Origin of the sequence: Ancylobacter rudongensis (assembly GCF_900100155.1) — a bacterium.
GTDB classification, from domain to species: Bacteria; Pseudomonadota; Alphaproteobacteria; order Rhizobiales; family Xanthobacteraceae; genus Ancylobacter; species Ancylobacter rudongensis.
Map to the genome: position 1 here is coordinate 824,576 of NZ_FMTP01000001.1, position 20,588 is coordinate 845,163.

Genomic DNA, 20,588 nt, shown 5'->3' on the forward strand with positions numbered 1-20,588 from the left:
GCTATGGCCATGACCGAACTCACCGGCGCTACCCTTCTCGGCTCCCGCGACCTCGCCGGCGCCGCGACCTTTCGTGCCGTCGATCCCGCCACCGGCATCGAGCTGGAGCCCGCCTTCACCGAGGCCGGACCGGCCGAGGTGGCGGAAGCGGCGGCGCTCGCCGCTGCCGCCTTCCCGCTCTACCGCGCCACCACGCCGGAGGCGCGTGCCGCCTTTCTCGACGCCATCGCCGCCAATATCGAGGCGCTGGGCGACGCGCTGATCGCCCGTGCCGCGCGCGAGACCGGCCTGCCCGTCGCCCGGCTCACCGGCGAGCGGGCCCGCACAATGGGCCAGCTGCGTCTGTTCGCCAGCTGGGTTCGGGCCGGCGGGGCGGACGAGCCGCGCCTCGACAGCCCGCTGCCCGCCCGCACGCCGCTGCCGCGCGCCGATCTGCGCCTGCGCCATATCGGCATCGGCCCGGTGGCAGTGTTCGGCGCCTCGAACTTCCCCCTCGCCTTCTCGGTGGCGGGCGGCGACACCGCCTCGGCGCTGGCGGCGGGCTGCCCGGTCATCGTCAAGGGCCACCCTGCCCATCCCGGCACCTCGGAACTGGTCGGCCGCGCCATCCGCGCGGCGGTCCGCGAGGCCGGGCTGCCGGAGGGCGTGTTCTCGCTGCTCACCGGCACCGCGCATGAGCTGGGCGGCGCGCTGGTGGCCGATCCCCGCGTCAAGGCGGTGGGCTTCACCGGCTCGCGCGCCGGGGGGCTGGCTTTGTGCCGCATCGCCGCCAACCGGCCCGAGCCTATCCCGGTCTTTGCCGAGATGAGCAGCATCAACCCCGTTTTCCTGCTGCCCGCCGCGCTGGAGGCGCGGGCCGAGGCGCTGGCCACCGGCTTCGTCGGCTCGCTGACCATGGGCGCCGGCCAGTTCTGCACCAATCCCGGCCTGGTCATCGCCCTCAGCGGCGCGGCGCTGGACCGCTTCATCGCCAGCGCCGCCACGGCGGTGGCCGCCGCCCCGGCCGCGACCATGCTCACCCCGGGCATTGCCGGCGCCTATGCCAAGGGCGTCGCCGCGCTGGAGGGCAGCGCTGACGTCACCGAGGTCGCCCACGGCGCGGAGGGCGGCGCCAATGCCTGCCGGCCGGCGCTGTTCGTCACTGAGGCGGCCGCCTTCCTGCGCGAGCCGGTGCTGTCGCATGAAGTGTTCGGCGCCTCGTCTGTGGTGATCCGCTGCGCCAATGCCGACGAGATGCGGGCGGTGGCCGGCGGGCTGGAGGGCCAGCTCACCGCGACGCTGCATCTCGATCCCGCCGACCACCTCCTCGCCGCCGCCCTGCTGCCGGTGCTGGAAGACAAGGCCGGCCGCATCCTCGCCAATGGCTGGCCGACCGGTGTGGAAGTCTGCCACGCCATGGTGCATGGCGGGCCATTCCCGGCGACGTCGGACCCGCGCTCGACCTCGGTCGGCACGCTCGCCATACGCCGCTTCCTGCGCCCGGTCTGCTACCAGGATCTGCCGGAGGCGCTGCTGCCCGCCGTGCTGCGGACGAAAAACCCGCTCGGCCTGCCCCGCCTCGTCGACGGCACGCCCGTACGCACCGGGGAGGCGCAGTGATGAGCCCGATCCGTCTCGCCCTGGTCGGCCTCGGCAAGATCGCCCGCGACCAGCACCTTCCCGCCATCGCCGCGACAGAGGGCATCGAACTCGTGGCGGTGGCCAGCCGCAATGCCAGCCTCGACGGCGTCGCCCATTTCGCCACGCTGGCCGATCTGCTGGCGAGCGGCGAGGCGATCGACGCGGTGGCGCTGTGCACCCCGCCGCAGGGCCGCCACGACCTCGCGGCGCAGGCCTTGAACGCGGGCAAGCATGTGCTGCTGGAGAAGCCGCCCGGCGCCACGGTGAGCGAACTCGGCCCGCTGGTCGCGGCGGCGCAGGCCTCCAGCCGTACCCTGTTCGCCACCTGGCATTCGCGCTTCGCCCCGGCGGTGGAGCCGGCCCGCGCCTTCCTCAGCGAAGTGCCGGCCCGCGCGGTGACGATCACCTGGAAGGAAGATGTCCGCGTCTGGCATCCCGGCCAGCGCTGGATCTGGGAGCCCGGCGGGCTCGGCGTGTTCGATCCTGCCATCAACGCGCTGTCGATCCTCACCGCCATCCTGCCGCGCCCGGTTTTCGTGACCGGGGCGGAACTGGCCTTTCCTTCCAATTGCGCCGCCCCCATCGCCGCCACGGTGGATCTGGCGGATGCGGCCGGGCTGAAGGTAGAGGCCGATCTCGATTTCCTGCAGACCGGCCCGCAGAGCTGGGACATCGCGGTTGAAACCGACCGGGGCACGCTGCTGCTCTCGCAGGGCGGGGCAAGGCTGACGCTGGACGGGCAGGTGCTGAGCGCCCAGCCGGAGGCCGAATACAGGAACATCTACAAGCACTTCGTCGCGCTTGTTGAAGCGGGACGGTCGGATGTCGACCTCGCCCCGCTGCAGCTGGTCGCCGACGCCTTCCTGCTGGGCCGCCGCGTCGACGTTGCGCCGTTCCACGACTGAGCCTGAGGAGACACGCATGGACGGCAAAGCCAGCAAGAGCGACGCACCCCTTCGCGACCGGCCCCTGCGGTCCCGCGCCTGGTTCGATAACCCCGACAATATCGACATGACCGCGCTCTATCTCGAGCGCTACCTCAATTTCGGCCTGAGCCAGGAGGAGCTGCAGAGCGGGCGGCCGATCATCGGCATCGCCCAGACCGGCTCGGACCTCTCGCCCTGCAACCGCCACCACCTTGAGCTGGCCAAGCGCACCCGCGACGGCATTCGCGAGGCCGGCGGCATCGCCATCGAATTCCCGGTGCATCCGATCCAGGAGACCGGCAAGCGCCCCACCGCCGGGCTCGACCGCAACCTCGCCTATCTCGGCCTGGTCGAGGTTCTGTACGGCTACCCGCTCGACGGCGTGGTGCTCACCATCGGCTGCGACAAGACTACCCCGGCCCTGCTGATGGCGGCGGCGACCGTGAACATTCCCGCCATCGCCCTCTCGGTCGGGCCGATGCTGAACGGCTGGTACAAGGGCGAGCGCACCGGCTCCGGCACCATCGTCTGGAAAGCGCGCGAATTGCTGGCGGCCGGCGAGATCGACCATGCCGGCTTCGTCAAGCTGGTGGCGTCCTCCGCCCCCTCCACCGGCTACTGCAACACCATGGGCACGGCGACGACGATGAACTCGCTCGCCGAGGCGCTGGGCATGCAGCTGCCCGGTTCTGCCGCCATCCCCGCGCCCTATCGCGACCGGCAGGAAATCGCCTACCGCACCGGCCTGCGCATCGTCGAGATGGTGCATGAAGACCTCAAGCCCTCCGACATCCTCACCCGCGACGCCTTCCTCAACGCCATCCGGGTGAATTCGGCCATTGGCGGCTCGACCAATGCGCCGATCCATCTCAACGCGCTGGCCCGCCATGTCGGGGTGGAGCTGTCCATCGACGACTGGCAGACCTATGGCGAGCATGTGCCGCTGCTGGTGAACCTGCAGCCGGCCGGGGAATATCTCGGCGAGGATTATTACCATGCCGGCGGCGTGCCGGCGGTGGTGAACCAGCTGATGGGCCAAGGCCTGATCGCCGAGGACGCGCTCACCGCCAATGGCCGCACCCTCGGCGCCAACTGCGGCGGCGCCCGCATCGAGGACGAGGCGGTGATCCGCCCCTATGACCAGCCGCTGAAGGCGAATGCCGGCTTCCGCGTGCTGCGCGGTAACCTGTTCTCCTCCGCCATCATGAAGATGAGCGTGATCAGCGCCGAATTCCGCGTCCGCTACCTCTCCAACCCCGACGACCCGGACGCCTTCGAGGGCCGCGCCATCGTGTTCGACGGGCCGGAGGACTACCACGCCCGCATCGACGACCCGGCGCTGGCGATTGACGACATGTGCATCCTGTTCATGCGCGGCGCCGGCCCGGTCGGCTATCCCGGCGCGGCGGAAGTGGTGAACATGCGGGCGCCGGATTACCTCATCAAGGCCGGCGTCCATGCCCTGCCCTGCATCGGCGATGGCCGACAGTCCGGCACCTCAGGCTCGCCCTCCATCCTCAACGCTTCGCCCGAGGCGGCGGTCGGCGGCGGCCTCGCCTTGCTGCGCACCGGCGACCGCGTGCGCATCGATTTGAAGCGCAACAGCGCCAACATGCTGGTGCCGGAGGAGGAGCTTGCCCGCCGCCGCGCCGAGCTGGAGGCCGCGGGCGGCTATGCCTACCCCGCCAGCCAGACCCCCTGGCAGGAAATCCAGCGCGGGCTGGTCGGCCAGCTGGAAACCGGCGCCGTGCTGGAAGGGGCCGTGCGCTACCAGCGCATCGCCCAGACCAAGGGGATGCCGCGTGACAACCATTAGCGCGCCCACCCCCGAGACGGCCTCCGTCACCCTCATCTGCGCCGAGCGCTGCCATCTCGGCGAGGGCCCGGCCTATGACGCCGCCAGCGACACCGCCTGGTGGTTCGACATCGTGGAGAAGCGCCTTTACGAGGCGCGGCTCGCCACGGGCGCGATCACCGTGCACGCGCTGCCGGTCATGGCCAGCGCGCTGGCCATGGTCGATGCCGAGCGCCAGCTGCTCGTCACCGAAAGCGGGCTGATGCTGCGCGACATCGCCAGCGGCCGGCTGGAAACGCTCGCCACTGTGGAGGCCGACACGTCAGGCACCCGCTCCAACGATGCCCGCGTCCACCCCTCCGGCACCTTCTGGTTCAGCACCATGGGCCGCAACGCGGAGACCGGCGCCGGCACCGTCTATGCCTTCCATGCCGGGGCGGTCATCCCGCTTTTCCCCGCCGTCACCATTCCCAACGCCATCTGCTTTTCGCCCGATGGAACGCTCGGCTATTTCGCCGATACCGCCATTGGCGAACTCTACCGGGTGCGGCTCGATCCCGGTTCCGGCCTGCCGCTAGAAGCCCCCACCCTTCTGCACCGGCACGGCGGCGAAGGCGGGCTGGATGGCGCCGTCACCGATGCCGAGGGGCTGATCTGGTGCGCCATCTGGGGCGGGGCGCGGCTCAATGCCTATTCCCCGGCCGGCGATCTCGTCCGCAGCGTTCCCACCCCGGCCCTTCAGACCAGCTGCCCGGTCTTCGTCGGCAAGGGGTTTGACCGCGTGCTCGTCACCTCGGCCTGGGAGCATATGGATGCGGACGCCCGCGCGGCGGACCCGGAACATGGCCGCACCTTCCTTCTCGACATCGGCGTAACCGGCCGCGCCGAGCCGCGCGTCCGGCTCGGGGGGCTGTGATGGCTGGCGTCTCCCACATCGTCGTCGACTGGGGCACGTCGAGCTTCCGCTTGTGGGCGCTCGACCGCGCCGGCGCCGTGCTGGCCGAGCGGCGCAGCCCGCAGGGGCTTGCCGCCTCGGGCGCCGAGGGCTTCGAGACGGTGCTGGAATCCCATCTCGCGGCGCTGGCCCTTCCCGAGAGCGTGCCGGTCATGATGTGCGGCATGGTCGGCTCGCGCGCCGGCTGGGTGGAGGCGGCCTATGTCGCCACCCCCGCCGGGCTCGACGGTCTGACGGAGAAGGCCGCGCATGTGCCCTCCGCGCGGCGGCTCATCCGCATCCTGCCCGGCATCGCCCAGCGCGGCGCGGCGGGCGCCGACGTGATGCGCGGCGAGGAAACCCAGCTGCTGCCGCTGATCCGCGACGGCTTCAAGGGGCTCGCCTGCCTGCCGGGCACCCATTCCAAATGGGTCCGGGTCGAGGGCGGCGAGGTGAGCGGCTTCGCCACCTTCATGACCGGCGAGCTGTTCCATCTGCTGCGCAGCGCCTCGATCCTTGTCCCGGCCGTGGAGGGCGCGGCAATGGTGGACCCCGCCTCGGACGCCTTCGCCCAGGGCGTGAAGGACGGCCTTGCCGCGCCTGAGATGCTCGGCAACCAGCTGTTTCGCCTGCGCGCCGCCTGGCTGCTGGAGGGCGAGGGCCCGCAGGCGGCGCTGGCGCGGCTGTCCGGCCTGCTGCTCGGCACGGAACTGGCGGGCGCGGCGCGGTTCGGCGGCCGGGGGCCGGTCGCGCTCATCGCCTCCGGCCCGGCGGCGGCGCTCTACCAGGTGGCGCTGGCGCTGGCCGGCGTCGCGGACATCACCACGCATGACGCCGAGGAGTGCGTGCGGGCCGGGCTGCACGCTGCCGCCGTCACCGCCTTCCGGCTGGAAAGGACCTGCGCATGACCGGCCCCTCCTCTTCCCACATCCCCTGGCCGCCGATGCGGCGCGGGCTGGTCGCCATCCTGCGCGGCATCCGCCCGGACGAGGCGGAGGCCATCGTCGCCGCGCTGATCGAGGAAGGGCTGGAGGCGATCGAGATCCCGCTCAACTCGCCGGACCCCTTCGTCTCGATCGAGGCCGCCGCCCGCCTCGCCCCAAAGGGCGTGCTGATCGGCGCCGGCACGGTGCTCACAGTGGAGGAGGTCGATCTGCTCAACTATGCCGGCGGCCGGCTGATGGTGAGCCCGAATGTCCACGCGGTGGTGATCGCTCGCGCCGGCGCCCACGGCATGGTGACGATGCCCGGCGTGCTGACCCCCACCGAAGCGCTGGCGGCGGTGAAGGCGGGGGCGTCGGGGCTCAAGTTCTTTCCGGCCAATCTGCTCGGCCCCTCGATCATCCAGGCGATTTCTGTGGTGCTGCCGCCGGGCACGGTGATCGGCGCGGTCGGCGGGGTCGGCGAGAGCGAATTCGCCGCCTATGCGGCCGTCGGCATCCGCACCTTCGGCCTCGGCTCCAGCCTCTACCGGCCCGGCGCCACCGCCGCCGAGGTGCGGGCGAAGGCACGCGCGGTGGTCGCCGCCTATGACGCCGCCTTTCCACCCATCGAGACACGGCACGCCGCCCAGTGAGGCGCGCGCCCTCGCGCGGGAGTCCCCGCCAAGAACCCGGAACGCCAAAGGCGACCGCTGCAAAGACGAAACGTGAAACGCTCAAGGAGCTGACGATGAAACGCCTGACGACGCTTTTCTCCGCTACCGCCTTCGCGCTCGGCGCGCTGGCCCTCGCCCTCCCCGCCTCGGCGGCGGACAAGGGCACGGTCGGCATCGCCATGCCCACCAAGTCCTCCGCCCGCTGGATCGCCGATGGCGACAACATGGTGAAGGTGCTGCAGGAGCGCGGCTACACCACCGACCTGCAATATGCCGAGGACGACATCCCGAACCAGCTCTCGCAGATCGAGAACATGGTGACCAAGGGCGCCAAGGTGCTTGTCATCGCCTCGATCGACGGCACCACCCTGTCGGACGTGCTGAAGCAGGCGCATGACAAGGGCATCAAGGTCATCGCCTATGACCGCCTGATCCGCGAGACGCCGAATGTCGACTATTACGCGACCTTCGACAATTTCCAGGTCGGCGTGCTGCAGGCGCAGTCGCTGCTCAAGGGCCTCGGCTATCCCGAGAACAAGGGCCCGTTCAACATCGAGCTGTTCGGCGGCTCGCCGGACGATAACAACGCCTATTTCTTCTATGACGGCGCCATGTCGGTGCTGAAGCCGCTGATCGACAACGGCACGCTCAAGGTCGCTTCCGGCCAGATGGGCATGGACAAGGTCTCGACCCTGCGCTGGGACGGCGCCACCGCCCAGGCCCGCATGGACAATTTGCTCAGCGCCTACTACTCCGACAAGACCCTCAATGGCGTGCTCTCGCCCTATGACGGGCTGTCGATCGGCATCCTGTCCTCGCTCAAGGGCGTCGGCTATGGCTCGGGCAAGATGAAGATGCCCGTCGTCACCGGCCAGGACGCCGAAGTGCCGTCGATGAAGTCGATCCTCGCCGGCGAGCAGTACTCGACCATCTTCAAGGACACGCGCGAGCTGGCCAAGGTGACGGCCGACATGGTCGACGCCTCGCTCAGCGGCAAGGAAGTCACGGTCAACGACACCAAGACCTACAATAATGGCGTCAAGGTCGTGCCGTCCTACCTGCTGAAGCCGGTCGTGGTCGACAAGGACAATTGGGAAGCCGTGCTCATCGGCTCCGGCTACTACAAGCCGGGCGAGATCAACTGACCCTATCCGCACCCGCCGATCCCCGCGCCGGACTGGTTCCGGCGCGGGCCCGGCCATTGGAGCGAGCCATGAACGCTCTTCTCGAAATGCAGGGCATCAGCAAGCACTTCGCCGGGGTGAAGGCGCTGAGCGATGTCACCTTCGCCGTCCGACCTGGCGAGATCCATGCCCTTGTCGGCGAGAACGGGGCGGGCAAGTCCACCCTGATGAAGGTGCTGAGCGGGGTCTACCCGCACGGCTCCTATGACGGCGCCATCGTCTTCGACGGCGAGGAGCGCCGCTTCAGCGACATCAACGCCTCGGAATCGCTGGGGATCATCATCATCCACCAGGAACTCGCCCTGGTGCCGTTGCTGTCGATCGCCGAGAACATCTTCATCGCCAACCCGCCCGGCCGCTTCGGCATCATCGACCGCGGGGCGGTGCACCAGCGGACCAAGGAACTGCTGGCGAAGGTGGGCCTCGACGAATCCCCGGACACGCTGGTGACCAATATCGGGGTCGGCAAGCAGCAGCTGGTCGAGATCGCCAAGGCGCTGTCGAAGAAGGTGCGCCTGCTCATCCTCGACGAGCCGACCGCCAGCCTGTCGGAGAAGGACAGCGCGGCGCTGCTCGACCTGCTGCTGGAGTTCAAGGCGCAGGGCATCGCCTCCATCCTCATCTCGCACAAGCTGAACGAGGTTTCCAAGGTCGCCGACCGCATCACCGTGCTGCGCGACGGGCGCACCGTCGACACGCTGGACTGCCATGACGGCGCGGTGGAAGAGGACCGCATCATCTCGAAGATGGTCGATCGCGACCTCGAACACCGCTATCCCAAGCGCGAGCCGAACATTGGCGGGCCGATCTTCAAGGTGACGAACTGGTCGGCCTATCACCCCCTGCATTCCGAGCGGCAGGTGATCCGAAACGTCGATTTCGAGGTCCGGCGCGGCGAGATCGTCGGCATTGCCGGGCTGATGGGCGCCGGGCGCACCGAATTCGCCATGAGCATCTTCGGCCGGTCCTGGGGCCAGAAGATCACCGGCCGGGCGGAGATGGAGGGGCGCCCGATCGATCTCTCCACCGTCCGCCGCGCCATCGACGCCGGCCTCGCCTATGTCACCGAGGACCGCAAGCAGCTCGGCCTCTTGCTGGCCGAGGACATCCGCAAGAACGTCACGCTGGCCAATCTGCCGGCGATCGCGCCGGGCCGGATCATCGACGACATGAAGGAACTGCGCGTCGCCTCCGACTATCGCGGGCGGATGCACATACGCTGCCACAGCGTGTTCCAGGAAACCGGCAAGCTCTCCGGCGGCAACCAGCAGAAGGTGGTGCTGTCGAAATGGCTGTTCACCGACCCCAAGGTGCTGATCCTCGATGAGCCGACACGCGGCATCGATGTCGGCGCCAAATATGAAATCTACTGCATCATCAACGAGCTGGCGGATGCCGGCAAAGGCGTGGTGGTGATCTCCTCCGAGATGCCGGAACTGCTCGGCATCTGCGACCGCATCTGCGTGATGAACGAGGGCGCCTTTGTCGGCGAGTTCACAGGCACGGAGGCCTCGCAGGAGAAGATCATGCGCGCCATCATGCGCAAGGGAGAGCAGCGCCCTATGGAGGCATTGGCATGAGCGATACCGCTCTCAAGGACAAGCCGCAGCATGCCGGCTTCCTGAAGAACAATCTGCGCGAATACGGGATGCTGATCTCGCTCTTCGCCATCATGATCTTCTTCGAGGTGGTGACGAACGGCACGCTGATGCGCCCGCTCAACCTCACCAATCTGGTGCTGCAGAACAGCTACATCGTCATCATGGCGCTGGGCATGCTGCTGGTCATCGTCACCGGCCATATCGACCTCTCGGTCGGCTCGGTGGCCGGCTTCATCGGCGCGGTGGCCGCCGTGCTGATGGTGAAGTTCGATGTCCACTACATCCCCGCCACGCTGATCTGCCTGGCGCTGGGCGGGCTGATCGGCGCCGCCCAGGGCTATTGGGTGGCCTATTTCAAGATCCCGTCCTTCATCGTGACGCTGGCCGGCATGCTGGTGTTCAAGGGGCTGGCGCTCGCCATCCTCGCCGGCCAGTCGGTCGGCCCGTTTCCGCCCACCTTCCAGAAGCTGTCCTCTGGCTTCATCCCGGAACTGGTGCCGGATGCCGGCGGTCTCTATCCCACCTCGCTGGCGGTCGGCGCCGTTCTGGCCCTCGGGCTGGTGTGGCTGAATTTTCGCGGCCGCGCCCGGCAGGAGGCGCACCATGTCGAGACCGAGCCCTATGGCTTCTTCGTCGCCAAGAATGTGGCGCTGTTCGGCATCATCACCTATTTCGCCTATCTGATCGCCTCGCATCGCGGCATGCCGAATGTGCTCGTCATCATGACGGCGCTGATCGCGCTCTATGCGTTTGTCACCACCCGCACCACCATCGGCCGGCAGATCTATGCCGTCGGCGGCAATGAGAAGGCGGCCAAGCTCTCAGGCATCAAGACCGAGCGGCTCACCTTCCTCACCTTCGTCAATATGGGCGTGCTGGCGGCGCTGGCGGGCCTCGTCTTCGCCGCCCGGCTGAACACGGCGACGCCGAAGGCGGGCCTTGGCTTCGAGCTCGACGTCATCGCCGCCTGCTTCATCGGCGGCGCCTCGGCCTATGGCGGCGTCGGCCGGGTCGGTGGCGCGGTGATCGGCGCGCTGATCATGGGCGTGATGAATAACGGCATGTCGATCCTCGGCATCGGCATCGACTACCAGCAGGTCATCAAGGGCCTCGTGCTGCTCGGCGCCGTCTGCCTCGACGTCTACAACCAGCGCCGCGCCTGAGGCGGCTGCGGCCCGGCGCTCCCGAGCGGGTGCCGGGTCCTGCGGGGCGCCCGGCTTGACAAGCGCGGCGCGCTGGCCGACCCCGGTTGTCCGCAACCCTCCCCGCACCCGGCGCGCCATGTTCCGCTTCCTGCATTCCAGCGACCTGCATCTGGGCAAGCGCTTCGGCAATTTTTCCGGCGACCTGCCCAGCCGCCTGCGCGAGGCGCGCCATGGCGTGATCGCCCGGCTGGCGCAGCACGCGCGCGAGCAGGGCGCCGCCACCATCCTTCTCGCCGGCGACACCTTCGACACCGAAACCCCGGCCCCCGATGTGCGCCGTCAGGCGCTGGCGGAAATGCGCCACCATGCGCCGCTGCGCTGGGTCTTGCTGCCGGGCAACCATGATTCGCTGCAGGCGACCCAGCTCTGGGCGACGCTGACGGCGGAGGCGCCTGACAATGTGATCCTCGCCACCCAGGCCCGGCCGCTCGATCTCGCCCCCGGCGTGGTGCTGCTGCCCGCCCCCTGCACCACCCGCCGGCCCGGCCGCGACCTCACGGAGTGGATGGACGCCCAACCGACTCCCGAGGGCACGCTGCGCCTCGGCCTCGCCCATGGCGCCATTCGCAGCTTTTCCGAGGACGCGGTGGCCGGCGACGTGATCGCGCCCGACCGTGCCCGCCGGGCCGGCCTTGCCTATCTCGCGCTCGGCGACTGGCACGGCGCGGTCGAGATCGACCCGCGCACTCGCTACAGCGGCACGCCCGAGCCGGACCGCTTCAAGCACGAGGCGCCGGGCACGGCGCTGCTGGTCAGCCTTGCCGGGGCGAGCGCCCTGCCCGAGGTGACGGCGCTGCCGACGGCGAGCTTCGCCTGGCGCGACCTCGACCTGCACCTGCTGGAAGGCGACGACCCCCTTTTGGCGCTGGCGGCGGTGCTGCCGGAGGCGCGGGCGCGCCGGCAGACGCTGGCCCGCCTCATCGCCACCGGGCGCACCCGGCTGGCCGGACAGGCAGCGCTGGCGGGCGCCGTCGCCGAGGCGGCGCCGGACTTCGCCTTTCTGGAGCTGGTCGAGGCGGGCCTCGTCACCGCCTGCGAAGCGGATGATCTCGACCTGATCGACCGCGGCGGCGCGCTGCGCGAGGCGGCCAATGCGCTGCTGGCGGAGGCGGGCGACGCCTCCCGCTCTGCCGCCGAGCGCGAGGTCGCCCGCGCGGCGCTGGCGCGGCTCTACTCCTACGCGCAAGGTGCCGCGCCATGAAAATTTCGGCGCTGCGCCTGTTCAATGTGAAGCGCTTCGCCCAACGCGGCGTGGCGATCGAGGGCATCGGCAACGGCGTCAACGTGCTGTGCGCCGTCAACGAATTCGGCAAGTCGACCAGCTTCGAGGCGCTGCACGCGCTGTTCTTCCAGCCGCATTCCGGCACGCCGGGCGATGTGCAGCGGCTGCGGCCCTATAGCGGCGGCAGCCCGCTGGTCGAGGCTGACATCGCCACCGAAGAGGGCCGCTACCGCCTCACCAAGCAATATTATGGCGGCCGCTTCGCCCGCGTCACCGATCTGGCGACCGGCCGGCTGGTGGCGCAGGCGGATGAGGCGGAGGCCTTCATCGCCGGCCTCATCCGTGGCGGCACCGCCGGCCCGGCCGGGCTGCTCTGGGTGCGGCAGGGCCTCACCGGCATCGAGAAGCGCAGCAAGTCGGAAGAGGACAGCGAGAAGCAGGTGCGCGCCAGCCTGCTGGAATCGGTGCAGGGCGAGGTCGAGGCCGTCACTGGCGGCCGGCGCATGGCGGAGATCATGGCAGCGGCGCAGGAAGCGCTGGCCGAACTCGTCACCCCCAGCGGGAAGCCCAAGGCGAATGGGCGCTACGCCGCCGCAATCGACGCCCGCGACCGGCTGACGGCGCAGGAACAGCGGCTGGCCGAGGATGTCCGCGTCCTGCGCGAGGCGCTGGACCGCCGCGCCGTCGCGGTGAAGCGGCTCGCCGAACTGGACGATGCCGGCGAGCGTCAGGCCCGGCGCAAGGCGGTGGAGACCGCGCAGGCTTCCTTCGATGCGGCCAAGGCGCAGGGCGAGGCGCTGCGCACCGCCGAGGCGGAATGGAAGCTGGCCCGCGAGCGCCGCACCGCCGCCGAGCGGGAACTCACCGCCTTTCGCACCGTCCTTGCCACCTCGGACGCGCATTGGGCCGCGCTACAGGGCGCCGAGCAGCGGCGCGACGAGGCGGTGGCCAGGCGTCACGCGGCCAGTGCCGGGGTGGAGCAGGCCCATGCCGAGGTTGCGGCGGCGGAAGCCGCCGAGCAGGAGGCGCGCCAGCGCCTCGCCCGCGTCGAGGCCGCGCTCAAGGCGCGCGAGACGCTGGCGCGGCACGCGGCGTTGAGCGAGCGGCTGGCCGGCGCCGAGGCCGCCCGGCAGGCGCTGGAGGGGGCGCAGGCCCGGCTCGCCGTCGAGACGCTCCCGGCAGGCGCGGTGGAAGAACTCCAGGCGCTGGAAATCGACATCGCCAAGCTTCGCGCGGTCGAGGAGGCGGCGCGCCCCTCGGTGGCGATCGCCTATCAACCCGGCGCTGCCTCGCCCGTGCTGATGGACGCCACGCCGCTGCGCGAGGGCGAGGAACGCGGCTATGAGGGCCAGGCGCAGCTGGTCATCCCTGGCCTCGGCACCCTCACTTTGCGCTCCAACCGGCCGCCGCAGGACAATAGCCGGCTGGAAAAGGCGCTGGCCCGCCATCGCGCGCTGCTGGCCGCCATGGGCGTGGCGACCCTCGCCGCCGCCCGCGCCCGGCAGATACGGGCGCAGCAGATCGAGTCCGAAGCGCGCGAGCTGCAGGGCCGGCTGGCTTTGCTCGCCCCGGAAGGGCTGGCGCGGCTGCGCGAGGCGGCGGCGATGCCCGGCGCGGTCGAGGCCGAGGCACCGGGTCCGGACGAGGACCCCGCGCCGCTCCGCGCCTCCCTCGCCGCCACCGAGGCCCGGCGCACCCTCGCCCGGCAGGCGCTGCGGGCAGCCGAGCCGCTGCGGGCCCGCGCCGACGAGGCCTTTGTCGAGGCCGAGACCGCTTTGGCGGCGCTCCGGGCCGAGCGAACCCAGATCGAGGCCATTCTCGGCCCGGCGGAGGCGCGCGGCGCCCGGCTGCAGGAACTCTCCGAGCGCTTCGCGGAACGCGACCGACACAGCGCGGCCGCCGAGGCGCAGCTGCAGCGCCTGCGCGCTACGGTCATCGATCTCGAATCGGCCGAGGCGGCGCTGAGGCGCTCCCGTTCGGTCGAGGACGCCGCCGACAAGGAAGCCGCCACTTTGCGCGAGGCCATTGCCGGCCTCAACGCTCAGATCGGTACCCGCTCCGACGAGGCGGTGGAGGAAATGTGGGGCGAGGCGAAGGAGGCGCTTGCCGCCGCCAGCGCCCGCGTCGAGGGTTTCGCCGCCGAAATCCGCGTGCTGCAGCGGCTCGCCTCGGCGCTGGAAGCGGCGCGGGCGCAGGCGCGCGATCTCTATCTCAAGCCTGTGATGGCCGAGCTGACGCCGCTGCTCGGCCTGCTGTTCGACGATGCCGCCATCACCTTCGACGACAAGACGCTGCTGCCGCAGACCCTGCGCCGCAACGGTCATGAGGAAGATGTCGAGCGCCTCAGCGGCGGCATGCGCGAACAGCTCTCGGTGCTCACCCGCCTCGCCTTCGCCCGCCTGCTCGCCCGCGACGGCCGGCCGGCGCCGGTTATTCTCGACGATGCGCTGGTCTATTCCGACGACGACCGCATCGAGCGCATGTTCGACGCGCTGCACCGCCAGTCGCGCGACCAGCAGATCATCGTCTTTTCCTGCCGCCAGCGCGCCTTCCAGAAGCTCGGCGGCAACGTGCTGACCATGACCGACTGGCAGCCCTGAGGCCGGCGCTGCGCTCTAGCCCCGCACCACCTTGCCGGGGTTCATGATGTTGGCGGGGTCGAGCGCGGCTTTCAGCGCCCGCATCATGTGGAGCTTGGCCTTGTCGCCATAGCGGTCCAGCAGGTCGAGCTTGACGATGCCGATGCCATATTCCGCGCCGAAGGAGCCGCCCATCGCCACCGCAAGGTCATAGATGCGCGGCGACACCTCGCGCTCGAACCATGGCTTGTAAACGGCCGGCTCCGCCCCCACCGGGGCGACCACGTTGAAATGGACATTGCCGTCGCCGACATGGCCGTAAATGGAGAGCCGCCCGCCGGCGCCGTGCGCGTCCACCAGCGCGCTGGCCTTGGTGATGAAGGCCGGCAAAGCCGAGGTCGGCACCGAGACGTCGTGCTTCACCGAGCCGCCATTGGCGACTTCCGCCTCGGGAATATGCTCGCGCAAATACCATAGCTGGTCGCGCTGCTGGCCCCCATTGGCGAGCGTGCCGTCGCTGACCAGCCCCTCGCCCATCAGTTCCTCCAGCAAGGTCCCCACCGCCTCCTCCAGCGCCAGCACCGGCGAGCAGGTCTGCGCCTCCATCAGCACATAGTGCTGCGCCGGCGTCTCCAGCGGATGGCGCAGGCCGGGCTGCGCGGCCAGCAGCAGGCTGAGCGAATGCTGCGAGACATATTCGAACGAGGTGATGTTCTCGCCGGTCAGTGTTTGCGCCCGGGCCAGCAGCGTGGTCAGCGCGTCGATCTCCGCCACGGCGAGGAAGGCGGTCACGGTCTGCGCCGGCTTGCGCGCCAGCTTCAGCGAGGCGGCGGTGATGATGCCGAGCGTGCCCTCGGCGCCGAGCAGCATCTGCTTGACGTCGTAGCCGGTGTTGTTCTTGCGCAGTGGCTGCAGCACGTTGAGCAATTGCCCGTCCGGCAGCACCGCCTCCAGCCCCAGCACGAGGTCGCGGGCCATGCCGTATTTCAGCACCGAGATGCCGCCGGCATTGGTGGAAAGCGCGCCGCCGAGCTGGCAGGACTGGCGCGAACCGAGATCGAGCGGCAGCATCAGGCCGGCCGCGTCGGCCGCCTCCTGCAGCACGCTCAGCACGCAGCCGGCTTCCGCCGTGAGCGAGAGATTGGCGGCGTCGAGCGCCCGCACCGCGTTCAGCCGCTCCAGGCTCAGCACCAGTTCGCCGCCATCCGGCGAGGGGGTGGCGGCGGCGCAATAGGAGGTGTTGCCGCCCTGCGGCACCAGCGGCACGCCATGGGCGGCGCAAAGGGTGACGATGGCCTGCACCTCCACTGTGGAGCGCGGGCGCAGCACGGCGCGCGCGGCGCCGGTGCGGAAGTGGCGGAAATCGGTGAGATAGCGCGCCACCACATCCGGGTCGGTGGCGGTGATCTCCGGCGGCAGGCGGCCGAGAACGGTGCTGATCGGGTCCATCTCTGCCATGTCGTTCCTCGCCGCTCGCATCCACCCTATGCGGGCCGGCCGAGATAGCCGGTGCGCGGCGCGGCTGGCAAGCCGGGGCGATACGCGGCGGCGGGTCAGATCCGGCTGAGAATGGCGCCGGCGAGTCCGGCCACCGTCGCCACATGGGCGCGGCTGGCCTCATAGGCGCCCGCCCCGTCCCGCCGCAGCAGCGCCGCGTGCAGCAGCCGCATCTCGGCGATGGCGGCCCTGTGCCGCCCTTCCTGCGCGATGGTCATCGAGCGCAGATGGTTGATGCGGGCATTGAGCGAGCGCACCACGTCCCACGCCACTTCCTTGCCGGCGGCGACGAACAGCTTCTCGTAGAATTCCGTGGTCCGGCGCAGCACTTCGCGCGGGCTGCCGGTCTGGAAAGCGGCGTCGATCTCGTCGATCACCCGGCCGAGCTCGGCGATGGCGGCCTCGGAAGCGTTCAGCGCGCAGGCCCGCGCCGCCTCGCTCTCCAGCAGGCCGCGGATCTCGTAGATCTGTGCCGCCTGCGCCGGGTCCGGCTTGGTCACGGCCGGGCCCTGATGGGGAATGGTTTCCACCAGCCCCTCGGCCTCCAGATGCCGCAGCACCTCGCGCACCACGCTGCGGCTTACCCCCAGCCGCTCGCACAGCGTGCGCTCGACCAGCCGCTCGCCGGGCTTGAAGCGGAAATCGAGAATGGCGTCGCGCATCTTTTCCAGCGTCAGGCTGCGCAGCGTGGTGACGCTGCGCTCGACCTTCATCTCTTCATTCGCCGTGTTCGATTCCGTCGTCGCGACCATGGCCGTCTCCGTTCCCGCCTCTTGTCGCCCGAGCGGCGCGGGATGACAATTGACTCGATTGTCTTATGGTATACCATCATACGTAACGTGAGAACACCCGCCCTGAACACCGCTTCGGGCGGCGATCCAGCCCTTCTGTCGTGGAACCCATCATGCCGTTGCAGCTGCGCAAGCTCGTTACCTATTCCGAGACCACGCTGATCGAGGGCGGCCGCGCCGCCGCCACACCGCTGCGCCTGTATGCGGCGGCGGCCGTGCTGACCAACCCGTGGGCCGGGCGCGGCTTCGTCGAGGATCTCAAGCCCGAGATTCACGACATCGCCCCCCAGCTCGGCGCGCTGCTGACCGAGGAAATCCTGCGCATGGCCGGCTCGGGCGAGGCGGTGGAAGGCTATGGCAAGGCGGCGATCGTCGGCACCTCGGGCGAGGTGGAGCACGCCTCGGCGCTGATCCACACGCTGCGTTTCGGCAATCACTACCGCAAGGCGGTCGGCGCCAAGAGCTATCTCGCCTTCACCAATACGCGCGGCGGGCCGAACGCTTCCATCGCCATTCCGCTGATGGACAAGCTGGATGAGGGGCGCCGCTCGCATTACCTCACCATCCAGTTCGCGATTCCCGACGCCCCGGCGCCCGACGAGATCGTGGTCGCGCTCGGCGCCTCCATCGGTGGCCGCCCGCATCACCGCATCGGCGACCGCTATCAGGACCTGAAGGACCTCGGCTCCACTCAGGGGCTGGACACCGCCCCGGCGGACGCCTCGCATGGCTGAGCTTCGCACCCTCCGCTATTCCGGCCGCGATGGCGCCCCGGCGCAGGTCGCCTATCGCCGGGCCGGCGTGGCGGGCGCGCCTGTTGTGGTGCTGATCCATGGCGTCGGCATGGCGAGCGAGGTGTGGGGCCCGCAGATCGTGGCGCTGTCCGTCGGCCATGACGTGATCGCCCTCGACATGCCCGGCCATGGCGGCTCCAGCCTGCCGCCGGAAGACGCCCGCCTGTCCGATTACGCCGATCAGGTCGTCGCGCTGTTGGACGGGCTAGGCCTGCCCTCCGCCGCTCTGGTCGGCCATTCCATGGGCGCGCTGGTGGCGCTGGAGACGGCGCTGTCGCATCCCGCCCGGGTGCGCGCCGTCGCCGCGCTCAACGCCGTGTTCTGCCGCACGCCGGAACAGCGCGCCATCGTCACCGCCCGCGCCGGTTCGCTGGAGGCGGAAGGCCGCGCCGCCTCGCACGCCGCCGCCGTGGCGCGCTGGTTCGGCGCGCCGGTGCCGGTGGAGCTTGAGGCGAGCGCGGCGCAGGTCGCGGCTCTGCTCGCTTCCGGCGACCCCGTCGGCTATGCCCGCACCTATGCGCTGTTCGCCGCCTCCGACGACGCCCATCGCGACCGGCTCGCCAGCCTTGCCGTGCCGGCCCTGTTCATGACCGCCGACGGCGATGCCAATTCGACCCCGGCCATGTCGCAGGCGATGGCGGCGCTCGCCCCGCAGGGCCGCGCCGAGGTGCTGCAAGGCGCCCGCCACATGATGACGCTGACCCATCCGGGCGAGGTGAACGCAAGGCTGCTCGCCTTTCTCGACGCGCGGGCCGCCGCCCCCGCTTTCGATCCCAAAGCCTTCCGCCAGGCGCTCGGCGCCTTCCTCACCGGCGTGACCGTGGTGACGACCCGCAACGCTGACGGCGAGATGCGCGGCTTTACCGCCAATTCCTTCTCCTCCGTCTCGCTCGATCCGCCGTTGATCCTCGTCTGCCTGGCGAAAACCGCGTCGAGCTTCCCGGTGTTCTCAGCGGCGGCGAATTTCGCCGTCTCGGTGCTGGCGGCGGAGCAGAAGGACGTCTCGGCGCTGTTCGCCTCGAAGTCGCCGGACAAGTTTTCCGGCGCGCCCTGGCAACTAGGTCCCGCCGGCAGCCCGGTCATGTCTGGCGCGGCGGCGTGGTTCGATTGCACGCGCCACGAGGTGGTGGAAGCCGGCGACCATGTGATCCTGATCGGCCATGTCAGGGGCTTCGGCGCGCGCGATGTCGCCCCGCTCGGCTATTGCCGCGGCGCCTATGTCGATGTCTCGCTCGGCCTGCAGGCGTTGGCCAGGCGCGACGAACCCGCCCGCGTCGGTGCCATTCTGGAAGCGGACGGCGCGCTGCTGCTGGTCGAGGACGGCAAGGGCGGCCTGTCGCTGCCCACCGGCTCCTGCCTGGAGCCCGCCGCCAACCCGCGCAGCCTGCGCGGCGCGCTCAGCAAGCTCGGCGTCGAGGGACGGCTCGGCTTCCTGTTCGCGGTGTTCGAGACGCCAGCCGCCGGCGACGGCCCGCCCACCGTCTCGCTCTATTATCGCGGCAGCTTTGAAGGCACACCCGCCGCGTCGGTGGGCGCTGTCCTCGTGCCGCTCGACGCGGTCGACCTCGCCCGCCTGCCTGATGAAGCCACCCGCTCCATGCTCGCGCGCTATCTGCGCGAGCGCCGCGAGGATGCGTTCGGCATCTATGTCGGCGATGCCGCGCAGGGCGTCGTCCATCCCCTCGCCACCCCCGCGCCGCACGGCTGAGACACCGGGATCACCGCCATGAAGTTCTCCCTCTTCGTCCATATGGAGCGCACCGATCCCGCCATTCCCCACGCAAGGCTGTTCGCCGAGCTGGAGGAACTGGCGCTCACCGCCGAGGGCGCGGGCTTCGAGACGGTGTGGATCGGCGAACACCACGCGATGGATTTCACCATCGCCCCCAACCCCTTCATCCAGCTCGCCCATCTGGCGGCCAAGACCTCGACCATCCGCCTCGGCACCGGCAATGTCATCGCCCCGTTCTGGCACCCGATCCGGCTGGCCGGTGAGGCAGCGATGATGGACATCGCCTGTGAGGGCCGGCTCGATCTCGGCGTGGCGCGCGGCGCCTACAGTTTTGAGTATGAGCGCCTGCTGCCCGGCCTCGACGCCATGGGCGCCGGGCTGCGCATGCGCGAGCTGGTGCCGGCGGTGCAGAAGCTCTGGGCCGGCGACTACGCCCATGAGGGCCAGTTCTGGAGCTTCCCCACCTCCACCGCTTCGCCCAAGCCCGTGCAAGAAGGCGGCCCGCCGATCTGGATCGCCGCGCGCGACCCCAACAGCCATGCCTTCGCCGTCGCCAATGGCTGCAATGTGCAGGTAACGCCGCTCGCCTCGGGCGATGGCGAGGTGGCGAGCCTGATGGAGCGCTTCAATACCGCGGTCGCCGACCACCCCGCCGTGCCGCGCCCGAAGATCATGTTGCTTCAGCACTGTTTTGTCGCGGATTCGCCCGACGAGGCCGACCAGCTCGCCGAGGATCTCTCCGCCTGGTACGGGCTGTTCGGCGCCTGGTTCGCCAATAAGCGGCCGATCCATCAGGCGATCATGGCGCCGCTGACAGCCGAAGAGCGCGCCGCCGTCCCGCACTTCGCCCCGGAGGTTGTGCGGAAAAATCTCGTCATCGGCGAGCCCGACGAGGTGATCGCCCGGCTGAAGGGTTATGAGGCGCTTGGCTTCGACCAGTTCTCGCTCTGGATCGACGCCGGCATCAGCCACGCGCGCAAGGCGAAGTCGCTCGACCGCTTCATCCGCCATGTGATGCCGGCCTTTGCCGGGTCGGCCACAGCGGCGGCGTGAGGGGGGAACCATGCAGATCATCCCGGCATCGGCCTTCTGCGTCCTTCGAGGCCCGAGC

Annotated in this window: 16 protein-coding genes; 14 read left to right on the forward strand and 2 right to left on the reverse strand. The window is 70.0% G+C overall.

The features are described 5' to 3' along the window. The first annotated feature begins 3 nt into the window (after window positions 1-3). The 11 genes from BLO63_RS03750 to BLO63_RS03800 all read left to right on the forward strand — a co-directional run bounded on the left by BLO63_RS03750 (window position 4) and on the right by BLO63_RS03800 (window position 14,684). Window positions 4-1,599 (forward strand): aldehyde dehydrogenase (NADP(+)), encoded by a 1,596-nt coding sequence (locus BLO63_RS03750; RefSeq protein WP_091436839.1) that lies wholly within the window; start codon window positions 4-6, stop codon window positions 1,597-1,599. After that, window positions 1,599-2,525, forward strand: coding sequence for a Gfo/Idh/MocA family protein (locus tag BLO63_RS03755; protein ID WP_091436840.1), 927 nt, complete (start codon window positions 1,599-1,601; stop codon window positions 2,523-2,525). Before BLO63_RS03750 ends, BLO63_RS03755 begins: the two co-directional genes overlap by 1 nt. Before the next feature lie 16 nt (window positions 2,526-2,541). Then, window positions 2,542-4,362: an IlvD/Edd family dehydratase gene (locus tag BLO63_RS03760; protein WP_091436841.1), complete on the forward strand. Its 1,821-nt coding sequence runs from the start codon at window positions 2,542-2,544 to the stop codon at window positions 4,360-4,362. Then, window positions 4,349-5,257, forward strand: coding sequence for an SMP-30/gluconolactonase/LRE family protein (locus BLO63_RS03765; RefSeq protein ID WP_091436842.1), 909 nt, complete (start codon window positions 4,349-4,351; stop codon window positions 5,255-5,257). Before BLO63_RS03760 ends, BLO63_RS03765 begins: the two co-directional genes overlap by 14 nt. Further along, window positions 5,257-6,183, forward strand: a complete 927-nt coding sequence (locus BLO63_RS03770) for a 2-dehydro-3-deoxygalactonokinase (RefSeq protein WP_091436843.1) — start codon at window positions 5,257-5,259, stop codon at window positions 6,181-6,183. The genes BLO63_RS03765 and BLO63_RS03770 overlap by 1 nt, the downstream gene beginning before the upstream one ends. Continuing rightward, window positions 6,180-6,851: a 2-dehydro-3-deoxy-6-phosphogalactonate aldolase gene (locus BLO63_RS03775; protein WP_091436844.1), complete on the forward strand. Its 672-nt coding sequence runs from the start codon at window positions 6,180-6,182 to the stop codon at window positions 6,849-6,851. The genes BLO63_RS03770 and BLO63_RS03775 overlap by 4 nt, the downstream gene beginning before the upstream one ends. A gap of 95 nt (window positions 6,852-6,946) precedes the next feature. After that, window positions 6,947-8,017 carry a multiple monosaccharide ABC transporter substrate-binding protein gene (gene chvE, locus BLO63_RS03780; RefSeq protein WP_091436845.1) on the forward strand — a complete coding sequence of 357 codons (1,071 nt, stop codon included), beginning with the start codon at window positions 6,947-6,949 and terminating at the stop codon, window positions 8,015-8,017. Between the two features lie 68 nt (window positions 8,018-8,085). After that, window positions 8,086-9,636, forward strand: coding sequence for a multiple monosaccharide ABC transporter ATP-binding protein (mmsA, locus tag BLO63_RS03785; protein ID WP_091436846.1), 1,551 nt, complete (start codon window positions 8,086-8,088; stop codon window positions 9,634-9,636). Next, window positions 9,633-10,820, forward strand: a complete 1,188-nt coding sequence (gene mmsB / locus BLO63_RS03790; protein ID WP_091436847.1) for a multiple monosaccharide ABC transporter permease — start codon at window positions 9,633-9,635, stop codon at window positions 10,818-10,820. Before mmsA ends, mmsB begins: the two co-directional genes overlap by 4 nt. 118 nt (window positions 10,821-10,938) lie before the next feature. Then, window positions 10,939-12,063, forward strand: coding sequence for a metallophosphoesterase family protein (locus BLO63_RS03795; protein ID WP_091436848.1), 1,125 nt, complete (start codon window positions 10,939-10,941; stop codon window positions 12,061-12,063). Continuing rightward, the gene (locus tag BLO63_RS03800) at window positions 12,060-14,684 is read left to right on the forward strand and encodes an AAA family ATPase (RefSeq protein ID WP_091436849.1); all 2,625 of its coding nucleotides are present in this window, start codon (window positions 12,060-12,062) and stop codon (window positions 14,682-14,684) included. Before BLO63_RS03795 ends, BLO63_RS03800 begins: the two co-directional genes overlap by 4 nt. A 15-nt stretch (window positions 14,685-14,699) precedes the next feature. On the opposite strand, the gene BLO63_RS03805 is transcribed toward BLO63_RS03800, so the two are convergent. Both BLO63_RS03805 and BLO63_RS03810 read right to left on the reverse strand, forming a co-directional pair. Beyond that, window positions 14,700-16,121: an FAD-binding oxidoreductase gene (locus BLO63_RS03805; RefSeq protein ID WP_091436850.1), complete on the reverse strand. Its 1,422-nt coding sequence runs from the start codon at window positions 16,119-16,121 to the stop codon at window positions 14,700-14,702. A gap of 95 nt (window positions 16,122-16,216) precedes the next feature. After that, the gene (locus BLO63_RS03810; RefSeq protein WP_091436851.1) at window positions 16,217-16,912 is read right to left on the reverse strand and encodes a GntR family transcriptional regulator; all 696 of its coding nucleotides are present in this window, start codon (window positions 16,910-16,912) and stop codon (window positions 16,217-16,219) included. A gap of 152 nt (window positions 16,913-17,064) precedes the next feature. Here BLO63_RS03810 and BLO63_RS03815 point away from each other — a divergent pair, with 152 nt between their 5' ends. The 3 genes from BLO63_RS03815 to BLO63_RS03825 are packed head-to-tail and all read left to right on the forward strand — an operon-like array spanning window position 17,065 to window position 20,530. After that, the gene (locus tag BLO63_RS03815) at window positions 17,065-17,685 is read left to right on the forward strand and encodes an amino acid synthesis family protein (protein WP_091436852.1); all 621 of its coding nucleotides are present in this window, start codon (window positions 17,065-17,067) and stop codon (window positions 17,683-17,685) included. Next, entirely contained in the window at window positions 17,678-19,453 is a 1,776-nt protein-coding gene (locus BLO63_RS03820; protein WP_091436853.1) for an alpha/beta fold hydrolase, read from the forward strand. The genes BLO63_RS03815 and BLO63_RS03820 overlap by 8 nt, the downstream gene beginning before the upstream one ends. A gap of 18 nt (window positions 19,454-19,471) precedes the next feature. Further along, window positions 19,472-20,530 carry an LLM class flavin-dependent oxidoreductase gene (locus BLO63_RS03825; protein WP_091436854.1) on the forward strand — a complete coding sequence of 353 codons (1,059 nt, stop codon included), beginning with the start codon at window positions 19,472-19,474 and terminating at the stop codon, window positions 20,528-20,530. Window positions 20,531-20,588: the final 58 nt, after the last annotated feature.

Coding starts and splice junctions, on each gene's coding strand:
- BLO63_RS03750 (WP_091436839.1), top strand. CDS start 4: ATGGCCATGACCGAACTCACCGGCGCTACCCTTCTCGGCTCCCGCGAC.
- BLO63_RS03755 (WP_091436840.1), top strand. CDS start 1,599: ATGAGCCCGATCCGTCTCGCCCTGGTCGGCCTCGGCAAGATCGCCCGC.
- BLO63_RS03760 (WP_091436841.1), top strand. CDS start 2,542: ATGGACGGCAAAGCCAGCAAGAGCGACGCACCCCTTCGCGACCGGCCC.
- BLO63_RS03770 (WP_091436843.1), top strand. CDS start 5,257: ATGGCTGGCGTCTCCCACATCGTCGTCGACTGGGGCACGTCGAGCTTC.
- BLO63_RS03775 (WP_091436844.1), top strand. CDS start 6,180: ATGACCGGCCCCTCCTCTTCCCACATCCCCTGGCCGCCGATGCGGCGC.
- chvE (WP_091436845.1), top strand. CDS start 6,947: ATGAAACGCCTGACGACGCTTTTCTCCGCTACCGCCTTCGCGCTCGGC.
- mmsA (WP_091436846.1), top strand. CDS start 8,086: ATGAACGCTCTTCTCGAAATGCAGGGCATCAGCAAGCACTTCGCCGGG.
- mmsB (WP_091436847.1), top strand. CDS start 9,633: ATGAGCGATACCGCTCTCAAGGACAAGCCGCAGCATGCCGGCTTCCTG.
- BLO63_RS03795 (WP_091436848.1), top strand. CDS start 10,939: ATGTTCCGCTTCCTGCATTCCAGCGACCTGCATCTGGGCAAGCGCTTC.
- BLO63_RS03800 (WP_091436849.1), top strand. CDS start 12,060: ATGAAAATTTCGGCGCTGCGCCTGTTCAATGTGAAGCGCTTCGCCCAA.
- BLO63_RS03805 (WP_091436850.1), bottom strand. CDS start 16,121: ATGGCAGAGATGGACCCGATCAGCACCGTTCTCGGCCGCCTGCCGCCG.
- BLO63_RS03810 (WP_091436851.1), bottom strand. CDS start 16,912: ATGGTCGCGACGACGGAATCGAACACGGCGAATGAAGAGATGAAGGTC.
- BLO63_RS03815 (WP_091436852.1), top strand. CDS start 17,065: ATGCCGTTGCAGCTGCGCAAGCTCGTTACCTATTCCGAGACCACGCTG.
- BLO63_RS03820 (WP_091436853.1), top strand. CDS start 17,678: ATGGCTGAGCTTCGCACCCTCCGCTATTCCGGCCGCGATGGCGCCCCG.
- BLO63_RS03825 (WP_091436854.1), top strand. CDS start 19,472: ATGAAGTTCTCCCTCTTCGTCCATATGGAGCGCACCGATCCCGCCATT.